The sequence below is a fragment of the Rickettsia endosymbiont of Culicoides newsteadi genome (assembly GCF_002259525.1).
Classification (GTDB): Bacteria; Pseudomonadota; Alphaproteobacteria; order Rickettsiales; family Rickettsiaceae; genus Tisiphia.
The window spans coordinates 3,326-6,478 of the sequence record NZ_MWZE01000122.1 but is presented as its reverse complement, the minus strand read 5'-3'; the positions used below and the strand labels follow the sequence as shown (position 1 = coordinate 6,478).

The window sequence follows — 3,153 nt, the reverse complement described above, 5'->3', positions numbered from 1 at the left end:
TCGCCATATTGCTATTATTAAATTTATTCATTATCTATCATTATAACTTATATTAACCTCTATGTTAAGTGCTATACTATTTATGTAGTTCATATCAGACATGCTAAGGAAATAGAATTTAAATAATAAAAAAGAAATACCAATGTTCGACAGTTGTGCCATTCTAGGAAGCTACCTACGATTTATAGTCAATTGATGAGAAGTTGGTGACGTCGTCACTCTAATGCTCGCCTATTACTTATAGGCGTCAGCAAGAAAATAAAGTAGAAAAGTCGTCTATTAGCGAGCCACCGTAGGTGGCGTGGCAATCGATTTCTAATCACTTTTCTTGATTGCTTCGTGACCTTACGGTCTCCTCGCAATGACGGTTTCTCAATTATTGTTTTCTTAATTGCTGACGCTTATGCGTGTTCGTACAGATTACGCCGATGAGGCTATACCCACATAGATATTAAAATACAGCCTTGTGCGAAATCTTTGCAGAAATATTTACAGTTCCCTTACTTAGCTCTTGACATAAGTATGCCAATGGCATATCGTGTATTTTATGGACACAAAACTTATTTCAATTGTTGAACTTCCAGAATTTCAAAAATTTGCTAAGGATTACTTGAGTGAAAAAGAATGTATGGAAATTATTAACTATATAGCAGCGAATCCTAATCAGGGAAATATAATAAGAGGTACTGGTGGTATTAGAAAATTAAGATTTGCTCTAACTAACAATAAAGGTAAAAGTGGAGGAATGAGAATAATTTATTTTTATCATAATGAAAATATGCCGGTCTTTTTAATAACTGGTTTTATAAAAAGCAAAATGGAGAATATTAGTCAGGATACTTGTAACGAATTAAAAAACCTGAGTAAGACTTTAATAAAATTATATAATTAGGAAAAAAATATGAGTACAAAAGAATTTAATCGAACTGAAAAAAGTATTCTAGCTGGAATGCAAGAAGCGATCCTATATTCTAAAGGTCGGCTAAAAGCAAAAAAACACAATATTTCATTACCAAATATTGATGTATATGAGGCAAGAGATCACCTCAAACTAACTCAGAAACAATTTGCTGCAGCATTTGGAATTAGCATTGCAACACTACGTAATTGGGAACAAGGGCGTAGATCACCAACTGGGGCAGCAAAGGTACTTCTTAAGATTATTCAAAAGGAACCTGAAATTGTAAAACAAGTTTTAAGAGGTTAAATTATTTGTACTAATTTCCTGGATCAACTTCGTCGGCTTGTGCCTCTTCGCAATGACGTTTGTTAGGCTGAAACAGGTTCTTCCACAAATCCCTTGATTGATATTTTATTTGACTTTTTAGACAAACAGCAAAAGCCGATAATTCCGATAAGACAACAAATGGGAACTATAGAAATTGCCACAATAAAATCATAGTGACTATAAATAGGAGTGCCAGATTCACTCAGTAAGCCGTCCCAATTATAAGAGATTAAATAACTCATAATTTTGTGAAAGAAATGCCCAAAAGACATGTTGATACAATTGACTATCGCAACGGCAAGTCCAATAGATTTCTCCGTAACAAGGTTACTGACAATGGTAAAGATTAGAACCTGATAACAACAAAAAATTCCTAATAAAAACATTAAAGAACTACTAGTAAAGAAATTTAATGAAGGACAATATAATAGAATGATAAAAATTACTATTGTCAGCAATCCGGTGATAGTTATTATAGCATCAGATGATTTTACTAAATTAGCAATAAGAGCAAGTATTGGACCGCCAAGACACATCCCTATATAAACAAATGAGGTAGCTAAGTTACTATCCATATCATTCATTTGATAAATTTGTTTGAAAAATGGAATAGCCCATACATCAGCAAAACCTTCTAATGCTCCTACCATTAAACCACCAAAAATCCCGATTAACAGAATAGTAGGGTTTAATAAGAGTTTCAATATCGATAATTCGGAATCTAGAGTAGTAGTAGAATTGCTACTTACATCATCATTTTTTATCAATAAAATCATTAGTCCAATAATAAATCCGATGGAAGCTAAACTATTAAAAGTTACGTTATAACCAAAATAGGTGAATAATAGTTTCATTGGAGTAATAGCAAATACTGCTCCAATTAAGCCAAAAGTAAAAGAAAGCCCTAGCATTACGGAGTGGTATTTAGCTGGAAAACAGCTTCTAGTAATTTTAGCTACTGATAAAAACCCAACAGCAGAACCAGCTCCAATCATAAATCTACCAATGAGTAAATAATTGAAATTTTCGCTGGCAACAAAAGTTAAAGTACCAAGAGAAGTAACCAAGATAGATATGAATGTAACAATTCTAAAGTTAAATTTATCGAGCATTATGCCAATTGGTATTTGCATCCCTGCATAACCTAAATAATAATATCCAGCAACTGTACCAAATGCTATGGTATCAATAGCAAATTTTTGCATAATTTCTTCTCTAAGAATTCCAGTCGAAAGTCTTAATATAAATTGAAAGGCAAAAAACATGCTGGCAAGAGACCATAATAAAAATGGTTTTTTCAAGGATAGAGCTGTATTCATAAAAAATTTAAATTATAATAACGTTGTATTTTAAGGTGTTAAATTATAGTATTAAATAGTATTTTGTCAAACCTTTGTAAACTAGGAGGTTGTAGGAAATAACTAAAGTAATTAATAGGGAAATGGTATTATGACTCCAGACAAACCAAAGCATGACGAAATTTTTCGCAAATCTATGGAGAATCCAATAGTTGCTAAAGAGTTTTTGGCAACTCATTTGCCTAAAGATGTGTTGGCTTTAATCGATAGCACATCTTTAAAATTAGAAAAAGATAGTTTTATTGAGCCAGACCTTTCTGAAACTATTTCTGATGTATTATTTTCTGTTAAGTTTAATGATCAGGATGGCTATATTTTTTTGCTATTGGAACATCAAAGTACTGTTGATAAAATGATGGCATTTAGGTTATTTAAATATATGATTAATATTTGTGATCGATATTTAACTACTAATCCTAAAGCTAAACGCCTTCCAGTAATTTATCCCCTAATAATTTATAATGGCAAGAAGAAATATAACGCATCGCTCAATATATGGAATTTATTTAGCCATCCAGATTTAGCCAGAGGCTTTTGGACAAATGATTGTCAGCTTATTAACGTACA

General features: G+C 31.9%; 4 protein-coding genes. 3 read left to right on the top strand and 1 reads right to left on the bottom strand.

Annotated features, from left to right (window positions below; all coding sequences use genetic code 11):
* The first annotated feature begins 547 nt into the window (after nt 1-547).
* Together RiCNE_RS08155 and RiCNE_RS08150 are read left to right on the top strand one after the other, a co-directional pair.
* Nucleotides 548-892: a type II toxin-antitoxin system RelE/ParE family toxin gene (locus RiCNE_RS08155; RefSeq protein ID WP_239832796.1), complete on the top strand. Its 345-nt coding sequence runs from the start codon at nt 548-550 to the stop codon at nt 890-892.
* 9 nt (nt 893-901) lie between these two features.
* On the top strand, nt 902-1,207 hold the full coding sequence (locus RiCNE_RS08150; RefSeq protein ID WP_239832795.1) for a helix-turn-helix domain-containing protein: 306 nt from the start codon (nt 902-904) through the stop codon (nt 1,205-1,207).
* A 62-nt stretch (nt 1,208-1,269) separates the two neighbouring features.
* Here the strand turns inward: RiCNE_RS08150 and RiCNE_RS06585 are convergent, their stop codons facing one another.
* Nucleotides 1,270-2,493: an MFS transporter gene (locus RiCNE_RS06585; RefSeq protein WP_275656755.1), complete on the bottom strand. Its 1,224-nt coding sequence runs from the start codon at nt 2,491-2,493 to the stop codon at nt 1,270-1,272.
* Nucleotides 2,494-2,677: 184 nt separating this feature from the next.
* Between RiCNE_RS06585 and RiCNE_RS06580 the strand changes: the two genes are divergently transcribed.
* Nucleotides 2,678-3,153, top strand: a 476-nt coding sequence (locus tag RiCNE_RS06580; RefSeq protein ID WP_239832783.1) for an Rpn family recombination-promoting nuclease/putative transposase, incomplete at its 3' end; no start/stop codon positions are given.